Origin of the sequence: Trinickia sp. (assembly GCF_051953405.1) — a bacterium.
Lineage (GTDB): Bacteria > Pseudomonadota > Gammaproteobacteria > Burkholderiales > Burkholderiaceae > Trinickia.
Window position 1 is genome coordinate 1 of the sequence record NZ_JBQCIV010000070.1, and the last position, 24307, is coordinate 24307.

At 64.2% G+C, this 24307-nt stretch carries 20 protein-coding genes; 13 read left to right on the top strand and 7 right to left on the bottom strand.

What is annotated here, in order from left to right:
* Positions 1 to 406: DNA-3-methyladenine glycosylase I (locus ACTHN9_RS11405; protein WP_440536867.1), on the top strand; the 406-nt coding region annotated here is incomplete at its 5' end.
* A gap of 4 nt (positions 407 to 410) precedes the next feature.
* Here the strand turns inward: ACTHN9_RS11405 and treF are convergent.
* A complete protein-coding gene (gene treF, locus ACTHN9_RS11410; RefSeq protein ID WP_440536868.1) occupies positions 411 to 2027 on the bottom strand; it encodes an alpha,alpha-trehalase TreF in 1617 nt (538 codons plus the stop codon).
* Entirely contained in the window at positions 2024 to 2803 is a 780-nt protein-coding gene (locus tag ACTHN9_RS11415) for an SDR family NAD(P)-dependent oxidoreductase (protein WP_440536869.1), read from the bottom strand. The genes treF and ACTHN9_RS11415 overlap by 4 nt, the downstream gene beginning before the upstream one ends.
* A 166-nt stretch (positions 2804 to 2969) precedes the next feature.
* Here ACTHN9_RS11415 and ACTHN9_RS11420 point away from each other — a divergent pair, with 166 nt between their 5' ends.
* On the top strand, positions 2970 to 3413 hold the full coding sequence (locus ACTHN9_RS11420; RefSeq protein ID WP_440536870.1) for a hypothetical protein: 444 nt from the start codon (positions 2970 to 2972) through the stop codon (positions 3411 to 3413).
* Positions 3414 to 3473: 60 nt separating this feature from the next.
* On the opposite strand, the gene ACTHN9_RS11425 is transcribed toward ACTHN9_RS11420, so the two are convergent.
* Both ACTHN9_RS11425 and ACTHN9_RS11430 read right to left on the bottom strand, forming a co-directional pair.
* The gene (locus ACTHN9_RS11425) at positions 3474 to 4595 is read right to left on the bottom strand and encodes a sugar-transfer associated ATP-grasp domain-containing protein (RefSeq protein WP_440536871.1); all 1122 of its coding nucleotides are present in this window, start codon (positions 4593 to 4595) and stop codon (positions 3474 to 3476) included.
* 105 nt (positions 4596 to 4700) lie between these two features.
* A complete protein-coding gene (locus ACTHN9_RS11430; protein ID WP_440536872.1) occupies positions 4701 to 5102 on the bottom strand; it encodes a hypothetical protein in 402 nt (133 codons plus the stop codon).
* 250 nt (positions 5103 to 5352) lie between these two features.
* On the opposite strand from ACTHN9_RS11430, the gene ACTHN9_RS11435 reads away from it, so the two are divergent.
* The 5 genes from ACTHN9_RS11435 (at position 5353) to ACTHN9_RS11455 (ending at position 10740) form a co-directional block, all read left to right on the top strand.
* Entirely contained in the window at positions 5353 to 6012 is a 660-nt protein-coding gene (locus ACTHN9_RS11435; protein WP_440536873.1) for a response regulator, read from the top strand.
* Positions 6009 to 7448 carry an ATP-binding protein gene (locus ACTHN9_RS11440; RefSeq protein WP_440536874.1) on the top strand — a complete coding sequence of 480 codons (1440 nt, stop codon included), beginning with the start codon at positions 6009 to 6011 and terminating at the stop codon, positions 7446 to 7448. Before ACTHN9_RS11435 ends, ACTHN9_RS11440 begins: the two co-directional genes overlap by 4 nt.
* Before the next feature lie 200 nt (positions 7449 to 7648).
* Positions 7649 to 8608: a universal stress protein gene (locus ACTHN9_RS11445; protein ID WP_440536875.1), complete on the top strand. Its 960-nt coding sequence runs from the start codon at positions 7649 to 7651 to the stop codon at positions 8606 to 8608.
* Between the two features lie 247 nt (positions 8609 to 8855).
* Positions 8856 to 10064: a cytochrome C gene (locus ACTHN9_RS11450; RefSeq protein WP_440536902.1), complete on the top strand. Its 1209-nt coding sequence runs from the start codon at positions 8856 to 8858 to the stop codon at positions 10062 to 10064.
* A 91-nt stretch (positions 10065 to 10155) separates the two neighbouring features.
* Positions 10156 to 10740, top strand: a complete 585-nt coding sequence (locus ACTHN9_RS11455; RefSeq protein ID WP_440536903.1) for a c-type cytochrome — start codon at positions 10156 to 10158, stop codon at positions 10738 to 10740.
* 37 nt (positions 10741 to 10777) lie between these two features.
* On the opposite strand, the gene ACTHN9_RS11460 is transcribed toward ACTHN9_RS11455, so the two are convergent.
* Positions 10778 to 13090, bottom strand: coding sequence for a heavy metal translocating P-type ATPase (locus ACTHN9_RS11460; protein ID WP_440536876.1), 2313 nt, complete (start codon positions 13088 to 13090; stop codon positions 10778 to 10780).
* A 309-nt stretch (positions 13091 to 13399) separates the two neighbouring features.
* Here ACTHN9_RS11460 and ACTHN9_RS11465 point away from each other — a divergent pair, with 309 nt between their 5' ends.
* From ACTHN9_RS11465 to ACTHN9_RS11490, 6 genes are all read left to right on the top strand, one after another.
* Complete coding sequence (locus ACTHN9_RS11465; protein WP_440536877.1) at positions 13400 to 15220, top strand: SulP family inorganic anion transporter; 1821 nt, start codon at positions 13400 to 13402, stop codon at positions 15218 to 15220.
* A gap of 154 nt (positions 15221 to 15374) precedes the next feature.
* Entirely contained in the window at positions 15375 to 15755 is a 381-nt protein-coding gene (locus tag ACTHN9_RS11470) for a BlaI/MecI/CopY family transcriptional regulator (RefSeq protein WP_440536878.1), read from the top strand.
* Positions 15745 to 16632 (top strand): hypothetical protein, encoded by an 888-nt coding sequence (locus ACTHN9_RS11475; RefSeq protein ID WP_440536879.1) that lies wholly within the window; start codon positions 15745 to 15747, stop codon positions 16630 to 16632. The genes ACTHN9_RS11470 and ACTHN9_RS11475 overlap by 11 nt, the downstream gene beginning before the upstream one ends.
* Positions 16633 to 16679: 47 nt before the next feature.
* The gene (locus tag ACTHN9_RS11480; protein ID WP_440536880.1) at positions 16680 to 17714 is read left to right on the top strand and encodes an efflux RND transporter periplasmic adaptor subunit; all 1035 of its coding nucleotides are present in this window, start codon (positions 16680 to 16682) and stop codon (positions 17712 to 17714) included.
* Positions 17715 to 17717: 3 nt separating this feature from the next.
* The gene (locus tag ACTHN9_RS11485; RefSeq protein WP_440536881.1) at positions 17718 to 20789 is read left to right on the top strand and encodes an efflux RND transporter permease subunit; all 3072 of its coding nucleotides are present in this window, start codon (positions 17718 to 17720) and stop codon (positions 20787 to 20789) included.
* Between the two features lie 209 nt (positions 20790 to 20998).
* On the top strand, positions 20999 to 21307 hold the full coding sequence (locus ACTHN9_RS11490) for a DUF4148 domain-containing protein (protein ID WP_440536882.1): 309 nt from the start codon (positions 20999 to 21001) through the stop codon (positions 21305 to 21307).
* 264 nt (positions 21308 to 21571) lie between these two features.
* Here ACTHN9_RS11490 and ACTHN9_RS11495 read toward each other — a convergent pair whose 3' ends face one another.
* Together ACTHN9_RS11495 and ACTHN9_RS11500 are read right to left on the bottom strand one after the other, a co-directional pair.
* Positions 21572 to 22807, bottom strand: coding sequence for an amidohydrolase family protein (locus ACTHN9_RS11495; protein WP_440536904.1), 1236 nt, complete (start codon positions 22805 to 22807; stop codon positions 21572 to 21574).
* A gap of 158 nt (positions 22808 to 22965) precedes the next feature.
* Positions 22966 to 24165: a porin gene (locus ACTHN9_RS11500; protein WP_440536883.1), complete on the bottom strand. Its 1200-nt coding sequence runs from the start codon at positions 24163 to 24165 to the stop codon at positions 22966 to 22968.
* Between the last annotated feature and the right edge of the window lie 142 nt (positions 24166 to 24307).

Here is a 24307-nt window from a genome sequence, read left to right on the forward strand (position 1 = left end):
CAAGCGCGAACGCTACCGCGAGGTGCTCCACGACTTCGAGATCGAGCGTGCGGCCGCGATGACCGACCGCCAGCTCGAAAAGCTGCTGGCCGATCCCGGCATCATCCGCAACCGGTTGAAGGTGTCGTCGGTGCGCGACAACGCGAAGGCGGCGCTGGCGGCAATCGACGAGCACGGCAGCCTGGATGCGTATTTCTGGTCATTCGTCGACGGTCGGCCGATCCGCAATGCCTGGCGCAGCCCGGCGGAAGTCCCGGCCACCACGCCGCTGTCCGACCGCATGAGCAAGGCGTTGAAGAAGCGCGGCTTTCGCTTCGTCGGCAGCACCATCTGCTACGCCTTCATGCAGGCCACCGGCATGGTCGACGACCACACGGTCGACTGCTTCCGCCACGGCGCGCGCTGAGCCTTCAGCGTGTGCCCGCGCAGGCGTGCTGTGCGGGGTGGTCGGGATCTTCGTGCAGCAGGCGACGGGTCACCCCGTTGGTCCAGCCGAAGCCGTCCTGCAGCGGATACTCGCCGCCGCCACCGCCGCGCGTGGCATCGACATCGAGATGCAGCGCGTATTTCTCGACGAGTTTGTACTCGCGCTCGTAGACGGTCGCGACCGTCGCGAGCCACCGATGCGCGATCTCGCGCCCCAACGTGCCTTCGCCATAACGAATCAGCCCGCGCGTGGCCATCCATTGCAGCGGCGCCCATCCGTTGGAGCGATCCCATTGCTGCGCACTCGCTTGCTCGGTCGTTCGGATGCCGCCCGTCGTCAGCAACCGCGCTTCCAACGCGCGCGCCGCGCGATGCGCCTGCTCGCGCGTCGCAAGGCCCACGTATAAAGGTACGGCAAGTGCCGCGCTCAGGCCTATTCGCTGCGCCCCGGATTGCCAGTCGTAATCGACGAAGGCGCCCTCGGCGTCGTTCCACAGATAGCGATCGATGGCCTGCCGCCGCGCGAGCGCATGGCCCCGGAACGTATCGGCCGTCGATGCATCGCCTTGCGCCCGGGCCAGCTTTTCGATTTGCGTCTCGAGCTTGTACAGGAAACTGTTCAAATCGATGGGCAAGATGGACGTTGTGCGTATCGTCGCCAGATCGTTCGGATCGGCTAGCCAACGCGAGCTAAAGTCCCAGCCCGATTCCGCCCCGGCGCGCAGCTCGCGATAGACTTCGCCCGGTGCGCGCTTGCCGGCCGCCGCCGTGCCGACGTCTTCGAGATACCCCTCGTCGCGCGGCGTATCGCGCTCGTCCCAATACCGGTTGAGCAGCGCGCCGTCGGGCAGCCGCACCGCATGGCGAGCGGCGTCGCCGGGCACAAGGTCTTCCGCGCCCGACATCCAATAGGCGTGCTCGCGCTTTAACTCAGGCAAGTATTTCAGCGCAGGCTTGACGCCGTGCGCCTCGAATAGATCGACCATGAGCGCAAACACGGGTGGCTGAGAACGGCTTAGGTAGTAGGTTCGGTTACCGTTAGGAATGTGTCCGTAGTGATCGATCAAAAACGAGAAATTGTCCGCCATGCTGCGCAGCAGATCGCGCCGACCGCTTTGCGCGAGACCGAGCATCGTGAAATACGAATCCCAGTAGTACATTTCGCTGAAGCGCCCTCCCGGCACGACGTAGTCGTACGGCAAGGGCAAGAGCGAACTGTGCGCCGGATGCCCTGTGGGACGGCGGCTCAGAACGGGCCACAAGCCGTCGATGTGCGCCGCGAGCGACTGCCGCGGGTCGGCTACATAGCGATCGGCCGGCGCCGGCTCGTGCGCGAAGTGCTGCTTAACGAACCGCTTCAGATCGAAGCCCGGCAAATGTCGATCGGCGCGATACCGCCGCATGATCTCGGCCGGCGCCACGCGCGGGATGCAATCGACGAACGCCTTGCTGTCGTCGAACACGCGTCCCATTTGCACGGCAACGAACAATTCCTCGTAGCGATCGGCCGGCGTCATCACATCGGCGGGTGCGACGTGTCCGACGTCCGGCGCCGCCCCGCCCCGGGCCAGCATTTTATCGGCGGCGATCGTCATGCTCATTGTTCGGCGTAGTTCCACAGTAGGCCACCGTCGACATAGACCGTCGTACCGGTGACGTAATCGGCTTCGTCGGACGCGAGGAACAGCACCGCGTTCGCAACATCTTCAGGTTTGCCCAAGCGCTTGAGCGGAATGTTGCCGAGCAACGCATTGAGCTGATTCGGATTATGCAGCAAGCGGTCGTTGATCGACGTGCCGATCGCACCGGGTGCAACGTTGTTCACGGTAATGCCGAGCGGCGCAAGCTCGATCGCGAGGTTGCGCATCATCATCTTCATGCCGCCCTTGCTCGCGCAGTAGCTCGTGAAATGCGGAAACGGCAATTCCTCGTGAACCGAGCTGATGTTGACGATACGGCCACCGCGCTGCGTGTCGCGTAGATGCGCGACGAACGCCTGGGTAATGAAAAAAGCGCCTTTCAGATTGATGTCGAGTACCCGATCGTAGTCCTGTTCGGTGATATCGAGAAAGGACGCGTTGTGCTCGACGCCCGCATTGTTCACCAGTACATCGATTCGGCCCATTTGCTGGATTCCTTGTGCGATCAGTTGGCGGCCGGCCTCCGTCACACTCACGTCGCCCGCGACGATACATCCGTCGCCGCCGGCCGCGCGCACGTCCGCAAGCGTCTGCTCGGCAAGGGTGTCGTCGTGCAGGTCGTTGACGATGACTTTCGCCCCCTCCTGCGCGAGACGCACGGCGACCGCGCGGCCGATCCCCTGTCCCGAGCCCGTCACCAGGGCGATCTTGCCTTGCATTCTCGTTGCCTTATCCATGCTTGCTCCTTTCGATACGGGGATAGATCGCTTTATCGATCCGCAAAGCAAGGTATGGACCCGTACGGCCCTAATGAAACCTTAAGCTTGGCGTGCCATGCTAGTGGCAACATCGTCGCAACAGCACGCTTCGCCGTCGGTCGTCGAAGCCAGGGAGGGTGAACTCATGTCGCAGTGGACACTTTCGTTGTTCGCCGGCGCCGCGATATCGCTGGTATCGATCAGTTCGGTCTTAGCGAGCGAACCGGCCAAAGTGCTCGTCAAGCTCTCGGATGGCAGCAACGGGCACATGTCGTTGACGTTGAGCCCGTCGACCATCCCACCGGGCCCCGTCGAATTCACCGTCAAGAACGAATCGCGCAGCACAGTGCACGAATTCATGTTCGCCCGGCGAGCGAATCCGGATGCCGCCTTGCCCTACGATACGAAGACGCAACAAGTCGAGGAGGATGCGATCAAGGGCCTACAGGGGATCGAAGATCTGCGCCCGCGCGAAACCGTGACTGCGGAATTCACGCTCGCCAAGGGCCGCTATATCGTCTTTTGCAATGAGCCGGGGCACTATCGCGACGGCATGCGCACAGAGTTCGTCGTCGGCGCCGGCCAATAAATCGCCGCACCGGTCCAGGTTGATCTGGCAACCGGTGCCGGCAACGCGGGGCATTCGAACTCACAGCGCGCGGCTGCCATCGGGTATGGCCGAGGGCAACTGGCCTTTCGATTTCGCTTGCCCCGTTTCCTCGCGTATCAACCGCTCCCATCTCAGATCGGCGAAGCACGGCCCCTGCGTCGCCTCGCTGAACTTGATATCGTTGTGCTCCGCATTCCACTCCATGAGCTTCACGCGCTCGTCGTAGTCAACGGCTACGTCCCAGCCAACGCATCGCGCGAACGGCACTTTTTTGTGATGGTCGAGAACCGTCTTCAGGCAATCGGCGAAGGCGGGAATCGTGACGCCCGCGAATCGCACCTTGCTGTCCGGGTGTTCCCGCGCGACGGTCCAGTCGGTCAGGTAGCCGTCCGGCGCCAGCTCTCCCGTCGCGCAATCGACCGGAACGCGGATATGCGTCGTCGACTGCACGTGCGTGTCCGAATCGCGTCCTATCCGCAAATAGCAAGCGCGAACGGAGACCGCGCCTTCGTCGCTCACGGCCGTGGTCACGCGCAATGTTGCGACGGAGCGCCGAGCGAACTGGCTCAGTACCTCGTGCTGCGCGATTCTTTCTTGAAACACGCCGTTGCCCAGTGCCTTGATTTTTCGGATATCGAAGGTCGCTCGATCGAAAAAGTGAATACCTTTTCCCTGCAGCGAATTGTCGACTTTGAATATCAGCGATTCGTGCTCCGCGAAAAGCCGGCGCGCGACGAACTCCGGTGCAATGACCGCATTGCCCGGCAAGAAGAACAGCCCGTTGGCGAAGTAGGCGACATCGGGGAAGGCATCTTCGCCGAATATCCCGGCTTGCAAGGATTTCAGGCTCGATGCCTTTCCATACCCGCCCTTGAGTTTCGGAACGACAACATGGCCATAGTAATTGTCGGGAATCCATCCTTCCTTGAAGCGGCCTGCCAACGCCGTATAGACATAGAGCCAGGGCGCGTAGTGCAAGTGCCCAAGTACCTCGCGCGCATAGGTGTCGGCACGGTTCAGATCCGAACGATTCGTCGGACCGATGGATTGCTGAATGGTCCGATGAATCGACATCGCTTGGATACGGTGAAGCCGATGAAATCGCGCATCCAGTGCGCGCCGCCCCCACCGTCTTATGAAAGCCTCGGCATTGATATTCACGATACGCTCCCTGTACCACGACGCCTATGAGAATTCGAATAGCCCGCGCGCCAAGGCGGCTATGCTCCAGCTTAGTCGCGGCTTTTGCGATAAAAAAACATAAATTTATGCGTTTTCCGCCGCCTGGCTTTGAAAGGCGAACCGCCGGCGATTGAAGCGAAGGTGCAGTGCAACAAGTAAGGGACGAGGACACGCAGAGGAAACGATGACGGCGCCTTGTTTCCCGCCCCAGACAATGACGTCGCCGCCGTCGAGCGCCGTGTGAAAGGCCACACGGGCGAACCAATGCACGACGAGGACAATACCCGCGACGATCGCTAAGGCCGCCAACCGAAAGGTGTCCGATAAGAAAAGGCCCTCGGGAACGCGCAGCAGGACGATCGAAAGCAATACCGCAACTTGAACCAGCGACGCCGCGAGGGACGTCACCACTAAATTGGCACGCAGTTGATTGACGAGCGACGGCTCCATCCGAAACTCCGACGGTGTGCGGTGCAGTGTCGGCATAAGCACCCACACGGACATTCCGAAGGCTTTTGAAGGGTGTGTCTCGGCGGAACCGGCGGCGTGTAGGCTGACGCGGCGGCGATGAACGCCGATTCTTCGGATCGTATCCCCCGAAGCTTAAGAAAATCTGAAGCGCTTCTTTAAAAACCGATATCCGAGTCGGTTCTCGCGTACACTGCCCAGCGATTCGCCTGGGATTCGCCTGATCGAATCCATGCAGGCACGCTCCATACTTCGCATGCAATTGCCGATGAGAATCCTTCTCGTTGAAGACGACGAACTGATTGGCTCGGGCGTCGAGTTCGCGCTTCGTCAAGCCGGCTATGCCGTCGATTGGGCGCGCGACGGCCGGCAAGCCGAGCTTGCGCTCGCCACCCATCGCTACGCGCTCGTCGTACTGGATCTAGGTTTGCCGGTCCGCTCCGGCGGCGATCTGCTGAAGGCGCTGCGCGATGCCGGCAACGATGTCCCGGTGCTCGTCCTGACGGCCCGCGGCACCATCGCCGATCGCGTGCGCGGGCTCGATGCCGGCGCCGACGATTACCTGGGTAAGCCGTTCGATCTGACCGAATTGCTCGCGCGCTGTCGCGCTTTGGTGCGCCGGTCCCAGGGCCGCAGCGCGGAATCGATCGCTTGGCGCAATCTTTCCGTCGATCTACTGGCGCAAAGCGTCACGCGCGACGATACGCGCGTGTCCTTGACGTCGCGGGAGTGGGCCGTGCTGACGCAGCTCATTACGCACCAGGGCATTCCGCAATCGCGCACCGATCTCGAAGAGAGTCTCTATGGCTGGCAAGAGGAGATCGAGAGCAACGCGATCGAAGTGCACGTGTCGAAGCTGCGCAAAAAACTCGGTGCGGATCTGATCACCACGGTCCGCGGTATCGGCTACGTCATCGAGAAACCGTGACGAACAACGCGATCCGCCGCCGCTTGTCGCTCACGCTGCTAGCCGGCGTCGCACTCGTTTGGGTGGTCACGCTCGCCTCCAGCTTTCGGCACGCTTCGAACGAAGTCCAACGCTGGCAAGATGCACGGCTGATCGAATTTGCAGAGCTCGCCACGCTGCTGGACGACGAAGATCTGATTCGTCTCGCACGCTCGCCGATCGATGCGCGCATAGAACTGCCCGAACACGGCGAGAAGGCGGAAAGCGCGGTCGATAGCGATATCTCGCCGCGCGACATCCTGATCGAAGTGCGCGACGCAACCGGTCGCCTTATCGCGGCCAGCCCGGCTTTGGCGAAGCTCGGCCCGATTCCGCCCCGCCTCGGCGATGCGCAGGGACCCTGGTCGGCCACGCTTGCGCAAACTGCGTGGCGCGTCTATGCGGTCGACGATGCACGGACCGGCCGAGACATTCGCGTGATGGAGACGTCGAATTCGCGCAGCGACCTCGCGCGCGGGGCGGCATGGCATATCAGCCGTCCGCTGCTGATCGCCTTGCCGGCGCTCGCGCTGTTAGTGTGGCTCGCCATCGGACGCAGCCTGGCGCCGCTGCGAGCCCTCTCCGATACCATCCGCGCGCGCGATGCGAAGACGCTCGATCCGATCGATCTCGATCACGTTCCGCTGGAAGTGCGGCCGCTCGTGGACGCGATCGATCGATTGCTCGCACAACTGAAGCACTCGATCGCGCGCGAGCGCGCGTTCACGGCCGATGCCGCGCACGAACTCAAGACGCCGCTGGCCGCGATCAAAGTGCAGGCGCAAGTGGCGCTCGCGGCCGGCGATTCGGCGCAGCGCGCTCTGGCGATCCAGCGGGTCATCCAAGGCGTGGACCGCAGCGCGCACGTCGTCGAACAGTTGCTGCTGCTCGCACGGCTCGACGAACGCGAGCGCATTCCGGCCGTGCCCGTCGCGCTCGACGTCCTCGTTCAAGAAGCCATTGCACGACATGCCGAAAGCGCGCGCCGGCAGCGGATCGAGATCGTATTCGCGCCCGTGGCCGTCCCCGCCGTCGAGGCCGAGCCGTTTCTCATCGGCATCTTGCTCGATAATCTCTTCGACAACGCAATTAAGTACGGCACGCCAGGCGGTCGCATCGAAGCGGCCTTGTTCGACGACGGCGACACGGTCCGCGTCGCGATCCGCGACAACGGTCCCGGCGTGGCCGAATCGAATAGGCTGCGCCTGACCGACCGCTTCTACCGAGGCACCGACGCCGGCGCCCCGGGCAGCGGGTTGGGGTTATCCATCGTCGCTCGCATCGCGAGCTACTTCAACGGCCAACTTCGGTTCGAACCGGGGATCGGCGGCGCCGGGCTGGGCGTCGTCGTGTCGCTGCAATCCGTAGCCGAACCCGCACGCGTCGTTCGCGACGAGCCCTCCTTAAGCGCACGCTGAAACAGCACGCACCTTCTCGCCGACGCGCGCCGTCCGTCGGCTCATCGGTCCGTTTATCCGAGTCCTAGCGCAAAACCCTTACGGTACGAGGAAAGCGATCGCCGTTCGGCATACGTTTGACATCCGTCAAAGGAAAAACCGCGCGCGCCCACCACAATCGAAACACACCCTCCCCAACTCAGGACACTAGGGGCGAATTCATGAGCGACGCATCGCCATCAAACGGCCCGACTCTCGGCTTACCCGAGAAGGTACTGATCGCCGTCGATCTATCGCCTGCCTCGGAACATGCGGTCGCCTTTGCACGTTCGTTAGTGGCGCCGGGAGGCAGCGTACGTCTCGTCAGCGTGGCCGAGAATCCGCGCACGCTCGTCCCAACGGGGCGGTTCGCGGAAGAGGCGTTGGATGCGGCGCGCGCCGAATTGCTAAGCGATGCGAAGGACGCACTGGACCGCGCAGCGGCCGCATTCGCGGGCCGAGACGTCCATGTCGAAGCGGAGCCCATCGATCTGTCCAAGCATGGGGGCGACGTCGTGCACGCATTGATCGAAACCGCGCACGTCTGGCCCGCCGATTTGCTCGTGGTCGGGGCGCGGCAACACCATGGATTGCGGCGCTGGGTCGAAGGGGCGGTGTCCGTGCCTTTGGCGAAGCATGCACCGTGTCCCATCCTCATCGTGCCTGCCGCTTATACGGTCAAAGCCGAACGCTTGCCCGAGCGCGTGCTGTTCGCGGTGGACGGCAGCGCGCACGCCACCGCCGCGCTCGAATATGGCGTGCGATTCGCGACACGCGACACTGCGCTGCGTGCGGTGTACATCGTCGATCGTGCCGTACGTTTGAGCGATTTCGTACCGATCGATGCGCTCGAGGGCGCATTCGTCGAGGAGGGCATGGACGCGCTCGCCGCGGCCGAGCCGATCCTCGCACGCGCATCGAGCCATGCAAGCACCGCACTCGTCGAGACGGCGCGAACGAGCGACGACGTGGCGCACGCCATCGCTCGCGCGGCCGCCGATTGGCATGCTGAATTGATCGTCATGGGCACCCACGGAAGACGCGGCTTATCGCGATGGGTGCTCGGTAGTGTCGCCGAGCGAGTCGCCCGGTTGACGCAAACGCCGCTTTTACTGGTCAACACGAATGCAATGACGGGTTGAGTCAAGACGAATCCGTGCCGTTTCGCACGAAACGAAGCACGCTAGGGTCGCGGCTCGCCGAATTTGTCCTATAAACCGGAAAACAATGCATTGTTCGGGGGATGCCATGCTTGCTTGGCTAATACGCGCGATTCGCGCGCGGTGGGTGCTTGTGCTGACCGCAACGATGCTTGGCCTCATCAGCCACGGAGCGAATGCAGTGCCCGCGTTCGCCCGACAAACCGGCCTCGCATGCGTCGCTTGCCATGTGAGTTTTCCTGAACTGACGCCGTTCGGCCGATTCTTCAAATTGACCGGCTATACGCTGACGAACAATAAAACGATTCCTTTGGCGGCGATGCTGCAGTTCTCCCAAACCAACACGCGAACGATCAATAACAACGAATACGACTTCATCCGCAACGGCGACATCGCGCTGCAGCAGGCGAGCATTTTTTATGGCGGGCGCATCGCGGGTCCGGTCGGGGCGTTCGCGCAATGGACGTACGACGGCATCGCACACCACAGCGGCATCGACAATACGGATATCCGTGCCGCCGGCCACTTTACGAAGGGCGACATCGATTTTATCTATGGCATGACGCTCAATAACAACCCGACGGTCTCGGATGTGTGGAACAGCACCCCGGCGTTCGGGTATCCGTACGCGTCGAGCAGCGTCTCGCTCACGCCGATGGCGAGCACGCTGATCGACAATGGGCTCGCACAACAGGTCGCGGGCCTCACCGCCTATGCGTTCTGGCAACGCAGTATTTATGCGGAGTTCGGGTTGTACCGTACGGCGGACAAGATGTTTTCGTTCCTGCGTACGGGGCAAGACATCTCCACACCGGGGGCCGCCGCGCGCCTGTCGGGCAACAATCCGTACTGGCGTCTGGCCTACAACGCCGAGTGGGGACCGCACTCGCTCATGCTCGGCACCTATGGCCTGATCGCGGACAAGTACCCCGACGATACGATGCCCGTTTCGCCGACCGACCGCTTCACCGATTACGCGTTCGACACGCAATATCAGTATTTAACCTTCACGCATTCGATTACCGCGCAGGCCACCTGGATTCATGAAAAGCAAAGCTGGGATGCAAGCTTTCCCAGCGGGGGAATCGGCGCGGGCCCGACACCCTCGAACCCTTCGGATACGCTCAATACGTTCAAAGCGAAAGCGTCGTACTACTTCCGACGAAAGTACGGCGGCACGCTCGCCTACTTTCAAACGACGGGCAGCACAGACGCTGGGCTCTACGGATCGGCACCGGTGACCGGCAGCGCCAACGGCATGCCCAATTCGAACGGAATCATTCTCGAGGCGGATTACTTGCCGATCCCGCAAGTCAAGCTTTCCGTGCAGTACACGTGGTTCCTCAAGTTCAACGGGGCGCGCTACAACTACGACGGCAACGGGCGCAACGCAAGCGACAACAATACGTTGTACTTGCTGGCGTGGCTCGTGTTTTAGTCGCACAACGAAGATCGAACGACATCATCGAATGGTTCGCACTATGAAACGACTGCCCCGCTACGCCATCGCGTCCGCCGCATCGACGCTGATGTCGGCCGTTGCCTGCACCGTCGCGCTATGGACGAGTTCCGCGCTCGCGCAAGACGGCGCCCGCCTGGCCTCTCAACTGTGCGCCGCCTGCCACGGCGTCCACGGCGACAGCAAATCGCCGATGTTCCCGAAGCTCAACGCGCAGAGCACCGATTATCTCGTTGCGCAATTGAAGGGCTTCCGGCAGCACATGCGCGGAGAATCCGACGCGCGATCCTATATGTGGGCGATCGCGTCGCAGCTCGACGATGCAACCGTCGCGTCGCTGGCCGATTACTACTCCCGGCAAACGCCGACATCCGGCGCGGCCGGCGACGCCGCACTCATGGCCGAGGGTCGCAAGATCTTCGAACAAGGGCTGCCCGACAAGGGCGTGCCGGCGTGCGCGTCATGTCACGGCGCGCAAGGGCACGGCAACGGACAATTTCCGCGCCTCGCGGGCCAGCACGCCGATTACATCCTTCGTCAAATCGAGGTCTTTCAGAACGGCACGCGAGCGAATGCTCCCGTCATGAGCGCCGTCGCGCACACGCTGGGCGCCGCGGATGCGAAGGCGGTCGCGACGTTCCTTCAATCGCAGTAGGAGACGACGGCCGCCCCGCCGATAGGGGCGGGGCACTTCAGCTTCGCGCACCCGCCGACGCATCGTCGCCGAGCACGTGAAACAGTTCATCCTCCTGCGCGCAGTGCAGACGCACGATCGCATCGAGCCCATACAGCAAGCGCTGAAACTCGCATACCGCGTTCGCATCGGGGCCTTCCGGCGGAAGATCCGCCGTCATCTTCTCGAGCAGCCGGACGATGCGAAAGATCTCGCGGTGCATGCCGCTCATCGCGGCCATCGGGTCATCGCCGCCCAAGAGACGCGCGAGCCCCGGATAGATGTCGATATCGTCGCGCTGCTCGTGCGGTACCAGCTCGCGCGTGAGCGACTCGTTCGCGCGCGCGAGTTCGGCCGCCACCGATTCCCTCGGCATCCGAACGAGCCGATCGGCGAGATCTCGAATTCGGGCCATCGCTTCGGCCAATCGCATGTGCTCCGCTTGCAAGCGATCGGCATCGCTGCGCGCCAGGCTGCCCGCACTCGTCCGAGCGCGCACCCGCAATGCTCGGAGGGCGTTCGCGATGACCGCCGCGTCGATGAATTCTTGAAGGATCGCCCCACCGATCGGCGGCAGGAAGCCGCACACCGCTACGGCCATCGCCACGAACGACATCGCCATGCCGGCCGCGACGCTTTGCACGGCGATGCGCCGCGCGCGCCGGGCGATCCGTATCGCCTCCACCAAGCGATCGAGACGATCCACGAGCAGTACCACATCGGCCGCCTCGGACGAGGCCGCCGCCCCGCGCGCGCCCATCGCGATGCCGACGTCGGCCGCCGCCAAGGCCGGTGCATCGTTCACGCCATCGCCCACCATGATGACAACCCCTTCGCGTCGCGCGGCCTGAATGGCGGAAAGCTTGTCGGTCGGCGTCTGCTGTGCGCGCACTTCGGTTACGCCCAACATTGCGCCGACGGTTTCGGCGACGTCGCGGCGATCCCCCGTCAGCATGATCAGCCGCTCGATGCCTTCGTGCCGAAGCAGGCGCAGCGCCCTCGGGGTTTCGAGGCGCAATTGGTCGGCCATTCTGATGGCGCCGACCATCTGCCCGTCGACGGCGACGAAGACAGCGGCCCCGCCTTCGTAGCCCATGGTGCGAAGGAAGGCCGCGCTCCAAAGTGCGGGCCGAGCCTCGCCCGAGACAAAGGCGAATGCACCGATTGCGACGGCACGGCCATCGACTTGCCCCCTCAAGCCCGCGCCGGCGATTTCCGTCACGGCCGACGGCGGCGCTAAGCGGAGGCTACGTTCGCGTGCCGCAACGGTCAGCGCTTCGGAAATGACGTGGCCTGACGCCTGTGCCAGCGACGCCGCGAATCGAAGCACGTCGTTCTCTCCTAACCCTTGCGCACCGCACTCGATCGAAACGAGCCGAGCACGGCCGCCGGTCAGGGTCCCCGTCTTGTCGAAGAACAGGATGGATCCTTGCGCGAGCCGTTCGAGCGCACCGCCGCCTTTGATCAAAATACCGCGCTTCGCGCAGCTCGACATCCCCGAGACGATCGCGACCGGCACGGCGAGAATCAACGGACAGGGCGTCGCGACCACCAGCACCGCCAGCGCGCGTTCGACTTGCCCCGTGACGAGCCACCCGCCACCGGCGAGTGCGAGCGCAACGAGCACGAACAGCACGGCATAGCGGTCGGCCAGCCGCGCGGCCGGGCTCCGTTCGCGCTGGGCTGCCTCCACCATGCGCACAATACCGGCCAACGTGCTTTGCGCGGCGACGGCGGACGCCACCATTTCGAACGGCGCACCAGCATTGACAATGCCGCTGCACACCGATTCGCCCGCCAGCCGCCGCCGTATCGCCGCCTCGCCCGTCAACATCGATTCGTCCAACTCCGCGGTGCCGATCAACGATCCGTCGACGGGCACGAACTGACCGCTTCGAACGAGGAGCCGGTCGCCGCGTCGAACGTTGTCGAGTGCGATCGCGCGCCATTCTTCGTCCTTCCAGACGGTGGCTTCCCGCGGCGCACGGCTCAGCAACGCGGCCATCTCGCGCCTCGCGCGGCCCTGCGCATACCGTTCCAGCGCGCGGCCGGTGGCAACCATCAAAGCCACGACCGCGGCGGCGAGCGTTTCGCCGAGCACGAGTGCCAGCGCGATCGCCAGCCAGGCGAGGATGTCCACGCCCGCCTCGCGCGCGAGTAGGGTCTTCGCGATCGAAACCGTCAGCGCAAGGAGAACGGGCAAGGCGCCGGCCACCCAGACGGCGCGGGCGAGATCGCCCATATCGAGCGCGATGCATAGCGCACCGACGGCCAGCGTGAGCGCCGATACGGTCAGCAAAACGAAGTCGATCGAACGATAAACGCGGGCCATGGTGTCGTCGCGAAGGGCGCCGCCCGTTCCGTCTGCGCGAACGGGACGCACCGCGCCCCTAGGGCACGATGAAACGCGCGCTCCATGCGGGGATCGTACGGACGCATGTCGCTCGAGCGCTTGATCTAAAGCAAATGCTCGACGGGATGGCATCGGGTTCAGAGGCTATTTTCCCAGACAAGACGAATGGGCCCGTTTGACGTGCGTCAACACCGATCCCGTGTACGCAATCAGAATGAATCGCGACCACACGCCACGCAGTGCACCGTCGTGCCCGCTTCCCGGCATCCAACTGCTCGAGCGTACGCCATGAGGCGCAAAGCCAATCCTGACGACCCGGGCGATCCGGCACGTTCTCGCGTCGAGCAGCGCCTCGAACGTTGGGTACCGGCCGTAGCGATGGCGCGAGGCTATCGACGCGCCTGGCTCGCGAAAGACCTGTTCGCCGGACTGGCACTGACGACCATGCTTGTTCCGGTCGGCATGGGCTACGCCGAGGCCGCGGGGCTACCCGTCATCACCGGTTTATATGCGACGATTGCCGCGTTGATCGCCTATGCGATCTTCGGCCCCAGCCGCATCCTCGTGCTCGGCCCCGATTCGGCGCTGGCGGCGCTGATCGCCGCGATCGTGCTCCCGCTCGCGCCCGCGCATTCCGCGCAAAGCGTCGCGCTCGCCTCGATGCTCGCGATCATGGCGGGCCTCGCGTGCATGTCGTTCGGTTTGCTGAAGCTCGGATTCGTCTCCGATCTATTGTCCCACCCCATCCGGTTCGGCTATCTGAACGGGATCGCCGTCACGCTGATCGCTAGCCAGTTGCCGAAGTTGCTCGGGTTCGCCGACGCGGGCGGCACGTTCATCGACGATGTGGCCGATGTGATCCGTGGTGTGCTCGCCGGCGCGATCAACGTCTATGCGGCTGTGGTCGGGTTCGCGTGCATGAGCGCGATCTTGCTGTTCCGAAGGTACGCGCCGGCCGTGCCGGGCGTCTTTCTCGTCTTCGTCGCGGCGGCAGGCGCGGGCTGGTGGTTGAACGCCCGCCACCCGATGCTCGTGCCCGTGATCGGACTCGTCCCGTCCGGATGGACGCTGCCCGGCATACCGGTCTTGTCGCTCGCCGACGTTCGCGGCTTGTTGGGCGGTGCGGTCGCCATCGCGCTCGTCTCGTTCGCCGACATCAGCGTCCTGTCGCGCGTCTTCGCATCGCGAACCGATCGCGAAGAAGACCGCAACCAGGAACTCATTGCGCTAGGCGCCGCGAACTTGCTCGCCGGTCTACTGCGGGGATGCCCCGTCACCAGCAGCGCATCGCGGACACCGGTCGCACAGGCAGCGGGCGCGCAAACGCAGCTCACCGGCGTCGTGGCCGCTGCGTGCGTCGCCTTGCTGCTGATCGAAGCGCCCGCCTTGCTCGCTCATGTGCCGTATTCCGCGTTGGCCGCGGTCGTCGTCTGCGCATCGTTGCGCATCGTAGAGATCCGCAGCGTCTTGCGTTTGTATCGCCAGCGGCGCAGCGAATTCGCGGTATCGATGTTGTGCTTCGTCGGCGTGGTCCTGCTTGGCGTCGTGCAAGGCATCTTCATTTCGGTCGGCCTGGCGCTCGTTTCGTTCGTCTGGCGGGCGTGGCACCCTTACGATGCGATCCTCGGGCGCGTCACGGGCAGGCGCGGCTATCACGATATCGCGCGCCACCCCGAAGCGCGCCAGTTGCCGGGGGTCGTTCTGTTCCGGTGGGACGCGCCGCTCTTCTTCGCGAACGCCAACATCTTCGCCGATCACGTGCGCAGCGCGGTGGCGAACTCGGCCGAGCCGGTGCAATGGGTCGTCCTTGCGGCAGAGCCCGTGACCGATATCGACGTCACGGCGGCCGACGTCCTCGCCACGTTGCACGACGAACTGCAAGAGGACGGCATCGGGCTGTGCTTCGCGGAGATGAAAGGCCCCGTCAAGGATCGCCTGCGCGCCTACGGCATGTTCAGCCGGTTCAGCCGCGACGCGCCGTTCTTCGCCACGGTCGGCGAAGCCGTCGAGCACTGCGTGGCAACGCGAAGGGAAAGCACCGTGCCCCTGACGAGGTCTCGTCACCGCGCCCGGCGCCGCCGCACTGCACGCCGCGCCGCGCACCGGTAAACGCATGGCGTAGGGCAAACGCGAGCTGGCGCGAAAACGGTCGCCATCGCTGGCAGTCGCTCGAAACCCCGGAATCGCTCGAAACAAGCAGGTAGGGCCTCGCTTGACGCATCTACGACAACCGTCGTAATGTAGCGCAATGAGCCGATACCGTTTGCCCGCCGACGATCTCGAGTACGCCGCCTTGAGCATGCTCTGGGAACTCGGCACCGCTTCCGTCCGCACCCTGCACGAGCGGCTGGGCGCGCCTGCCGGCCGTGTTTACACCACCACGGCGAAGGTGGTGGATCGCCTGCGCGAGAAGGGATTGATCGCACGCGAACGCGTGGCGGGCGGATTCGTCTACACGCCGGCCGTCGATCGGCAGGATGTGGAACGCGCGCGGGCGCGGCAGCTCATGACCCGTTTTCTCGGTGCGACGCCGCATGCAGCCGTCGCCACGCTCGTCGACGCGGTGGGCGAGATCGATCCGGTTCTGCTGGAAGAACTCGAACGGGCGATCCAGGCCAAGAGGAGTCGTCAAGATGGAACGTGAATCGTTATTGACCTTGCTCGTGGTCCTGTTAGGCGGCGTGGCGGTTCAACCGCTCGCCCTGTTTTCATTGCGTTCCCCTGCCGGCGGCTCGCACGAGGCGCAGCGCGACGCATGGCTACGCCTTTGGCTTCCCGTGATGCCGGCCATGCTGGTCGCGGCCTGGTTATGCGGCTGGGCGTTGAGGGAGCCGGATCCTGTGGCCGATCGCCTCGATGAATGGGTATTGATCGCCGCCTCGCTGCCGTTCGCCATCGTCGCGGCACGCGCGATCGGTCGCGCCGTTTGGGCGCTCACGCACGATCCTCTGCAAGCGGGAATATGCACGGTGGGGCTGATCCGGCCGAAGGTATGGTGTTCGCCGTTTCTCGCCAAGTCGCTCGACGAACCGGCGCTCGAAGCGGCGTGGCAGCACGAGCTGGCGCACGCACGCCATCGCGATCCGCTGCGGATCTGGCTCGCCCAACTCGCCACCGATTTGCAATGGCCGTGGCCCGGTGCTCGCGAACGCTTCGATGCGTGGCTGGAAGCGCTCGAGTATGCGCGCGACGATGAGGCGCGAGAACGGGGGGCATCGGGCGAAGATCTCGCAGCGGCGTTGCTCGCTACCCTACGGCATACGCGTGCCCTCGAGCGGACGTCCCCTGCATCGAGCGGTACCGCCTTGCATGCTCATGCCCGTCTGACCGGCGATCGCGGCGCCCTCCAAAGGCGAGTCGCGCGGTTGCTCGCCCCGCTGCCGGAGCCGCATATAGCCGACGCGCCGGCCCGCGCGCGAATCGAGGCCGCGCGTTTCGTGGGTTTATTGATGATCGCCGGTATGCTCGGCGCCCTGTACGGCGCGCCCATCGTGCGCGACCTCCTCGCATGGACTTCCTAACTCGCAGCGTGCGTCGACGTTCGCCTCGCGCCGCCGCTTCGGCATCGATGCCGTGGCTAATCGTCTGCGCGCTCGCGTTCGGCCAATTAGCCTATGCGGGTGGCCCGGACACCCGCAGCGCCGCGCCGCTTGCCGTGGCCGCACAGCGGCAAACGTTCCCCGTGCAATACACGGCATACGGTCAGGTCGAACCGACTTCGATCGTCAACGTCCGCATCGTCTCCCCCGGCACACTGAGCGACCTGCACGTTCTGCCCGGCAGCACGGTTGCCGCGAACGAGGTCCTCGCTCGCGTAACAGGTCCGCAGATGAGTGCGCTGCTGACTGAACGCGAGACCTCGCTCCACAGCGCTCAGGCCCGGCTCCAAGCGGCCACCCGCGCGTTGGCGATCGCGCGCGATCAACTGGCCCAGCAGTTGACGACCAAACAAGCGCTCGACGCGGCGGTCAGCGAACTCGCCGCCGCCCAGGCGGCGCAACAGACCGCGCAAGCGCAGTTGGCCGAAGCGCGCGATCAACAAGTCGTCAAGGCGCCGATGGCAGGTTCGGTGATCGCCATGCAAGCGGCGAACGGCGAGCAAGCGCGCGCCGGCGACATGCTACTCACGATCCAGCCTCGCGGCCCGCTATGGGTGCGCGCGAAGTACTACGGCGCGGACGCGTCGGCGCTTCGTATCGGCATGACGGGGCGCTTTACGCCGGCCGGCAACGGGGCGCCGATCCCCGTCAGCATCATCAACATCGCGCAGGCAGCCAGCGCGGACGGTGCGCTGCAAGTCGGCTTGAGCGCCTCGTCGCACGCCGATTGGGTTAGCGGTCAATGGGGCACCGTCACGCTCGACGGTGCGCCCGCCTCCTACGTCATGGTGCCGACTGCCGCGTTGATTCTCGACCGCGGCGAATGGTGGGTGCTCGTTCGCACGCCGAAGGGCGACGAGCCGCGCCGCGTGGTTCCGGGCCAAGCACGCGGCTGGCAGACAGGCATCGTCTCGGGACTGCGACCGGGGGAGCAGGTCGTCGCGCAAGACGCCTTCCTCGACTATCACCGAGGCATCGCCGCAACGTATCAACCCCCCGACTGATTCATGGACCGCGATGTTTCCATCCCGCGCCTATTGCAACGCCCGGTGTTATGGGTGCTCGTGCTCTGCGCCGTGCTGCTGTATGCCGGATTCGCCTTCGTCCGCACGCCGGTAGAAGTCCTGCCGCAATTCGATTTTCCGCAGATCAGCGTCACGGCGCATCTTCCGGGCACGACCGCGGCCGAACTCGAACGGCTCGTCGTGAATCCCCTCGAAAGCCAGATCCTCACGCTCACGAATCTGGGGGGCGTCCGTTCGGTGATGGGCAACGGCACCGTCGAGATCGACGTGCGCTTCCGCGAGGGCAGCGACGCCCAAATCGACCTCCAAGCGGTGAACGGGGCCATCGATCGCGCGCGTGCCGATCTGCCGGCGCAAATCGATCCCGTCGCACAGATCATGGGCAACGCCATCAACGAGGTCGCCGATTACAGCGCCCAGATTCCCGCCGATGTCGCCCCGGCACAAGTTCAACGCGCCGTGCGCGCCAACATCGCGCCGGCGCTGCGCGCCATTGCGGGCGTGCAATTCGTGCACGTGTACGGCGCGGGCGACGAAGCGCTCTGGATTCAGCCGGATCTCGGCGCGATGCAGCGCTATGGCGTGCCGGTCACGGCGCTGGCCGAGGCCGTCAAGGGGCAAGTGCTGCTCGAGCCGGCCGGTTTCGTGACGATGGGCCATAACGATGTGCTGATCGAAGCGCGCAGCCTGCCCGTGCATATCGCCGAACTCGAACGGCTTCCCGTCGCCACATCGAAGGGGCCGGTGCCGCTGAGCGCGCTCGCGCGCATCGTGCGAGCGGGCGAGCCGACGCACAACGCGATCGCGCTCGATGGCCGTCCCAGCGTCGCGCTGACGATCGTCAAGCAGCCCGGCGCATCCACGCTCGCCGTCACGCGCGCCGTTCAAGCGACGCTCGACGGCAGCCTGGCGCAGCTACCACCAGGGGTGAGCTGGGTAAGAACATACAGTCAGGGTCACCTGGTTCGGATCGTGGGCGCCGACTTAGGGCGCAACTTGTTGATCGGCGCGGTACTCGCCGTCCTGGTGCTGTTCTGGGTGCTCGGCGCAGGGCGCGGCATCGTGATCCTTGCGCTCAGCATCCCGCTCTCGCTCGCCCTCGGCATCGCCGCGCTGCACGCGCTCGGACAAGATCTGAACCTGATGACGCTAGGCGCATTGACGGTCGCAGTCGGCCTGCTCGCCGACGACGCCATCATCGTGCTGGAAAGCATCTACCATCGCTGGGAAAGCGGCGATGCGCATTGGGCCGGCGTTTGGAACGGACTGAAAGCCATTGCGATCCCGGACATCACGGGCACGCTCACGAACGTCGCGATCTACGTGCCGCTGCTTTTTGTCGGCGGACTGGTCGGACTGTTTTTCATCCCGTTCTCGCTGGCGATGATTCTCGCGTTGCTCGCGTCGTTGCTGGTTTCGCTCACGCTGACACCGCTCGGCCTCGGCTTTATGAATGCGCGCCCTGCTTTGGGCACGAGTAGTGGGCACCGCGTGCTGCAACGGCTCCAAACGTGGAACGAGAAACTTTTCGATTGGGTCTCGCGCGCCCCGCGCATGAGCCTGGCGATTACCTTCGCGGTGCTGCTCGTGAGCCTCGCGGGGCTCGTGCTGGTTCCGATCAACTTCCTGCCGCTACCCAACGAAGGGGTCCTCCTCGAATCGTTCACGTTGCCGCCCGGCAGCTCGCTGCTCGACACGCGCGAAGCGGTCGGCACGATCACCCGACGCCTGCTGCAAGACAATGCCGTCGCTCATGTCTATGCACGCATCGGTTCGTCGGCGTCGACGTCCTACACCGAGCCCGCGTACGCGGGAGAAATCCAGGTCGTGCTCAAACCGGGGGTCAGCGTCAACGCGCTGGATGCGATCGGTGAACGCATCCAGCAGGCATCGCGGCTGCCCGGTGTGCAGTTGGCGGTGGATACGCCCACGATCGAACGCGTCGGCGAAAGCTTGTCTGGTTTGCCGCAACCGTTCGTGATCCACGTCTTCGGCAGCAGCATCGATCAGCTCCGGGCCCTATCGCAGGAAATCGCCGCCCGCTTGCACCGCGTATCGGCGCTGAGCGACATCTTCGATAACGACGGCTACCCAGTCACGCAGTTGCAGATCGAACCGGATCCGCAAGCATTAGGCGCGAATGGCATGACGCCCGCGACGCTTTATGCGCAGTTGAACGCGCTGATCAACGGCGAAGTGGTCATGCGCGTGCCCGAAGGCAACGTACCGCTCGATCTCTATCTGCGGCTCGCGGACGCCTCGCAGCGCAGCCTCGGCGAACTCGAAGCGCTTCCGATCCGTACGCCGGCCGGCTGGACGCCGCTATCGCAACTCGCGCGCATCAAGCTCGTCAGTACACCTAACCAAATGCGGCATGTCGCCGGTGCCCGCACGCTCGATATCCTCGCCACGCCGAACGGACCGCTCGGCAGCACCGACGCCGCGGCCAGACAAGCCTTGGCCGGGCTGCATTTCCCGCCCGGTTACCGGATCGAATTCGGCGGCTTGGCCGCGCAACTCGAACGCGCGGCGCTCGGGCTCGTCATCGCGACGCTAACCGCATTCGCGATCATGATCGGCATCTTGCTGCTGCAATTCGATGGCTTGCTGATTCCGGCGCTTTTGCTGCTCGAAATTCCGCTCGCACTGACGGGCGGGACGATCGCGCTGGTCGTCAGCGGCGTCGGCCTGAATGCGACGGGGATGATCGGTTTCCTCACGCTGATCGGTATCGGTCTGCGCCACAGCATCGTGCTGCTCGACCGCGTCAGGCACAACGAGGCGACGGGCATGCCGCTAGAGGAAGCCGTGCGCGACGGGATTCGCGTGCGCTTTCGGCCGATCGTGCTGACGGCCGTCACGGCCATGCTCGGCATGCTGCCCACCGCGCTCGGCCTGGGCCAAGGTGCCGCGCCGGAACAAGGCCTCGCCGTGGTTATCCTCGGCGGCCTGCTGTGGAGCGCGATCCGCAGCACGAATCTGATCCCGGCGCTCTATCTGCACTGGCGCCGCAAGCAGCTCGCCCGCCTAGAGCAGAGCGCCGCGCCGCGATGACGCTGGACCTCCCTGCGAGCGCCACGATCGTCAACGATCTGGCACGCGCGCTTGCACAGACGCGTTTCGATTATGAACGAATCCGCAACGATGATTTATCAAATTAGGTATTAACCCTAGGGCCTCCGATCACTACACTGCAGTCATCGGTTCAGCAACGAACACGATGCAACCAGCAGGTAGATCAACAACTTTTGGAGGTCATCATCATGAAATCGCTCATTCAAGCTGTCGTTATCGCCGCCGCCTTTGCCGCTCCCGTGGCTGCTTTCGCCCAATCGAACGCGCCCGTGACGCGCGCTCAAGTCAAGGCCGAACTGATTCAATTCGAGCAAGCCGGCGGCCGCGCGAACTCCAGCAACGACCCGTACTACCCGGAAGATGCGCAACTCGCGCAAGCGCGCGTCAATGCGCAAAATGGCAACAATCAAGGCGTCGGCGGCGTGCAAGCGGGTTCGTCGGCCTCGGGCGCCGCAACGAAGGCCGACGGCCTGAAGCCGGTCTTCTTCGGCATCTAAGCGGCACACTTACCCTCGTCGAGCCGTGCGCCGCGGCGGCGCCGCCCGACGATACACAATCGCTTCGCCGCATCGAACGAATATCGGCTCGCCTTAGCGAAAACGAAGGCGAGCCGCGTTCGCATCGATACCTCCGCCGCCGGTGACCGGCGGTTTCGCCTAGCCTTCTACTCGTACGCGTACTCGGCTAGGCATTTTTTGAGCGGATCGATTCGTATCGCGCGCTCAGGCGATGCCGGACCTCGCTCGCGCGCGGCGCGATGCCTACCCGAACGATCGACGCACCCACTCGCCGCCCTTCATGATCGCGGCAATACGCTCGCCCTGGCCGGTCAGCACGCCGATATCCTCGAGCGGATCGCCGTCGACGACCAGCAAATCGGCCAACGCGCCCGCGCGAATAACGCCTAGGCGCCCTTGCATGCCGACAATCTCCGCCCCTATCGCCGTTGCCTGACAGATCACTTCGAAGGCGCCGAGGACATCGGCACGGATCGACAGTTCGTCGCTCTGAAAGCGATGCATGTCGCCCAATAAGTCGGATCCCAAACCGGTCTTCACGCCGCGCCGTTTCAGCAATTCCAGCGCCTTCAAACCCTGCACGCGCACGACCTCGTTCTTGACTCGCATGCTTTCCGGCACGCCCGTTTGTGCGCCGACTTTGTTCATCGCGTCATAGGTGGCTAGAGTCGGCACGGCGAAGGCGCCGTACTCGGCCATGACGTCGGCGGCTTCCTCGTCGATCAGATTGCCGTGCTCGATTGTCCGCACACCCAGCTTGACGACGCGCGCGATGGCTTTGCCCGTATACGCGTGGGCCATCACATACGTTTGATGCGAGGTGGCCTCTTCGACGATCGCTTTCACTTCATCGACGGAAAACTGCAGATTGCCGATCGGATCGGTGGGCGAGGCGACACCGCCCGAGGCCATCATCTTGATCTGATGCGCACCGGCGCGTAGTTCTTCGCGCACGGCCTTGCGTACTGCGTCGACACCGTCTACTACTCGGCTAATTGCCCCGAAATTGCGGTGACAGCCGCAAGGATCCGGGTCGGATTGGTCGAAGCGCTCGCGAAAATCGCCGTGGCCGCCCGTTTGCGAGAGCGCTTTGCCCGAAACGAACAAGCGGGGGCCGGCGATCGTTCCTTCCTCGATGGCACGCGAGAGGGCGTAATCGGCGCCCCCGGCATCGCGCACGGTGGTAAAGCCGCGCGCCAGCATGCCCCCGAGAATCGGCACCGCACGCAGCACCGCGAGCGTGTTGGGCAAGCGGCCGTTGACCCCGAGATGAGGCACCGACGCCACGACGTGCACATGACAATCGATCATGCCCGGCATGACCGTCCGCCCCCGCACGTCGATCGTTTCGGCCCCTTCGATGGAGACGGTCTCGCGCGTCACCTCGCGAATCGAGTCGCCCTCGACCACGATGGAATAACGGCCCGTATCCCGTTCGTGATCGACGTCGAGGACGCGCGCGTTCTTCAGGATCAACATATCCATTCCCTGTTCTTTTCAATGCGGCTGATCATGTTCGTGCCAAGCCAGTTGCAAACGCTTCCTGCTTGCAGACGAAGCAGTCTATCAGCCGTCGTCGATCCGGCGATAGACGGGGCCGCATTGAAGATGGCGCGCGCCGTTCGAGGCGGGCCCGCTCAGAACCGGTGCACGAGCCCCACCCCCACACCGATCTGACTGCGCGTGGACGAGGGGCTGCCGCTGAAACCGTCGCCGATCGAAGCCGTCGCATTCGCGAGCGCGCCGTTGTTCAGCGTCTGGCCGCTCGCATGCTGGTACGCTTGAGCCGCATACAAGCCGGTACGTTTGGAAAGCGCGTAATACTGCGTGAGCGTGAACTGCTGATATTGCGCGCCGTTCGACACGCCGTTCGCCTTCGTCGCACGCGTGTAGGCATAGCCGGCGCCGAAATCCCATGCCGCGGCCGGCTTGAAGTGCAGTACCGCGCCTAGCGTATTGAAGATGGCCGTCTGGCGGAACGTCGAGTTGACGCCCGGAATGTATTGGACGTTCGAATACGACACACTCACGTCCCACGCGGGCGAGAACTTGTACCCGCCTGTCACCGCGATGCGCTGCTGCGCCTGCGCCGTGACGTAGCCGTTATTGATCGCCGATACCGCGGTTTGCGCGCCGCCGTTCGACGTGGTCGAATTCGCTCCCCAGGCGCCGCCGCCGGAAGTCGAATTGTCGATGCGCTGAAACGCCGCCGCGATCCCCAACGGCCCGCTCATGTACTGCACGCCCGCGCTCCATGTCGCGCCGGCGTTGACGCTGCCCGGTTGACCGCCGAACGCGTACGAACCGCCGACCGTTAGGCCGTGAAGCGACGGCGACAGGTAGACCAGCGAATTGTTCACGCGGTAAAGCGTATCGAGCGAATCGATATCGCCCGGGTGCGCGCCGAAGTATCCGGTGAGCCAATTGGTCGGGCTATAGGGCGCGAGCAGCGTGTAATAGGCGGTGTACTGCCGGCCGGCGGTCAACGTGCCGTATGTCGCATTCGTCAGCCCGACCCAAGCCTGGCGCGTGAAAATTCCGCCCGCGTATTGCGACGTGCCGTTCGTTCCCGCGAAACCCGATTCGAGCGTGAAGATCGCTTTCGAACCGCCGCCGAGATCTTCCGAACCCTTCAGGCCGAAGCGGTCGCCGAGCCATACCCCCGTCGACATCTTCACGGCCGAATGCCCCGCCGCGGCAGAACCGACCGTGGTGCCGTTGTTTTGGTAAGCCAGCCCGTTGTCCACCACCCCGTAAAGCGTCACCGCGTTCTGCGCGTATGCGACATGCGCTGCAAAACCGCTCAAGGCCGCGACGGCCGCTATGGCTTTTTTCATCGTTTCTCCATATTTTCTTAGTAGTACTAATTAAATTCGCGATGCTGCGAAATTCGGATGACCGCACGGGACGTGCGATGTCGAGGCCGTCGGCATGGCATGCGCGGCGGCCCGCTCGATGGACCCGCTCGGGCCCGATTCG

Excerpts from the sequence above, each read along its gene's own strand:
- ACTHN9_RS11500 (WP_440536883.1), bottom strand. The coding sequence starts at position 24,165 with ATGAAAAAAGCCATAGCGGCCGTCGCGGCCTTGAGCGGTTTTGCAGCG.
- ACTHN9_RS11485 (WP_440536881.1), top strand. The coding sequence starts at position 17,718 with ATGGACCGCGATGTTTCCATCCCGCGCCTATTGCAACGCCCGGTGTTA.
- ACTHN9_RS11455 (WP_440536903.1), top strand. The coding sequence starts at position 10,156 with ATGTCGGCCGTTGCCTGCACCGTCGCGCTATGGACGAGTTCCGCGCTC.
- ACTHN9_RS11475 (WP_440536879.1), top strand. The coding sequence starts at position 15,745 with ATGGAACGTGAATCGTTATTGACCTTGCTCGTGGTCCTGTTAGGCGGC.
- ACTHN9_RS11490 (WP_440536882.1), top strand. The coding sequence starts at position 20,999 with ATGAAATCGCTCATTCAAGCTGTCGTTATCGCCGCCGCCTTTGCCGCT.
- ACTHN9_RS11415 (WP_440536869.1), bottom strand. The coding sequence starts at position 2,803 with ATGGATAAGGCAACGAGAATGCAAGGCAAGATCGCCCTGGTGACGGGC.
- ACTHN9_RS11445 (WP_440536875.1), top strand. The coding sequence starts at position 7,649 with ATGAGCGACGCATCGCCATCAAACGGCCCGACTCTCGGCTTACCCGAG.
- ACTHN9_RS11495 (WP_440536904.1), bottom strand. The coding sequence starts at position 22,807 with ATGTTGATCCTGAAGAACGCGCGCGTCCTCGACGTCGATCACGAACGG.
- ACTHN9_RS11420 (WP_440536870.1), top strand. The coding sequence starts at position 2,970 with ATGTCGCAGTGGACACTTTCGTTGTTCGCCGGCGCCGCGATATCGCTG.
- ACTHN9_RS11435 (WP_440536873.1), top strand. The coding sequence starts at position 5,353 with ATGAGAATCCTTCTCGTTGAAGACGACGAACTGATTGGCTCGGGCGTC.
- ACTHN9_RS11460 (WP_440536876.1), bottom strand. The coding sequence starts at position 13,090 with ATGGCCCGCGTTTATCGTTCGATCGACTTCGTTTTGCTGACCGTATCG.
- ACTHN9_RS11430 (WP_440536872.1), bottom strand. The coding sequence starts at position 5,102 with ATGCCGACACTGCACCGCACACCGTCGGAGTTTCGGATGGAGCCGTCG.
- treF (WP_440536868.1), bottom strand. The coding sequence starts at position 2,027 with ATGAGCATGACGATCGCCGCCGATAAAATGCTGGCCCGGGGCGGGGCG.
- ACTHN9_RS11465 (WP_440536877.1), top strand. The coding sequence starts at position 13,400 with ATGAGGCGCAAAGCCAATCCTGACGACCCGGGCGATCCGGCACGTTCT.
- ACTHN9_RS11480 (WP_440536880.1), top strand. The coding sequence starts at position 16,680 with ATGCCGTGGCTAATCGTCTGCGCGCTCGCGTTCGGCCAATTAGCCTAT.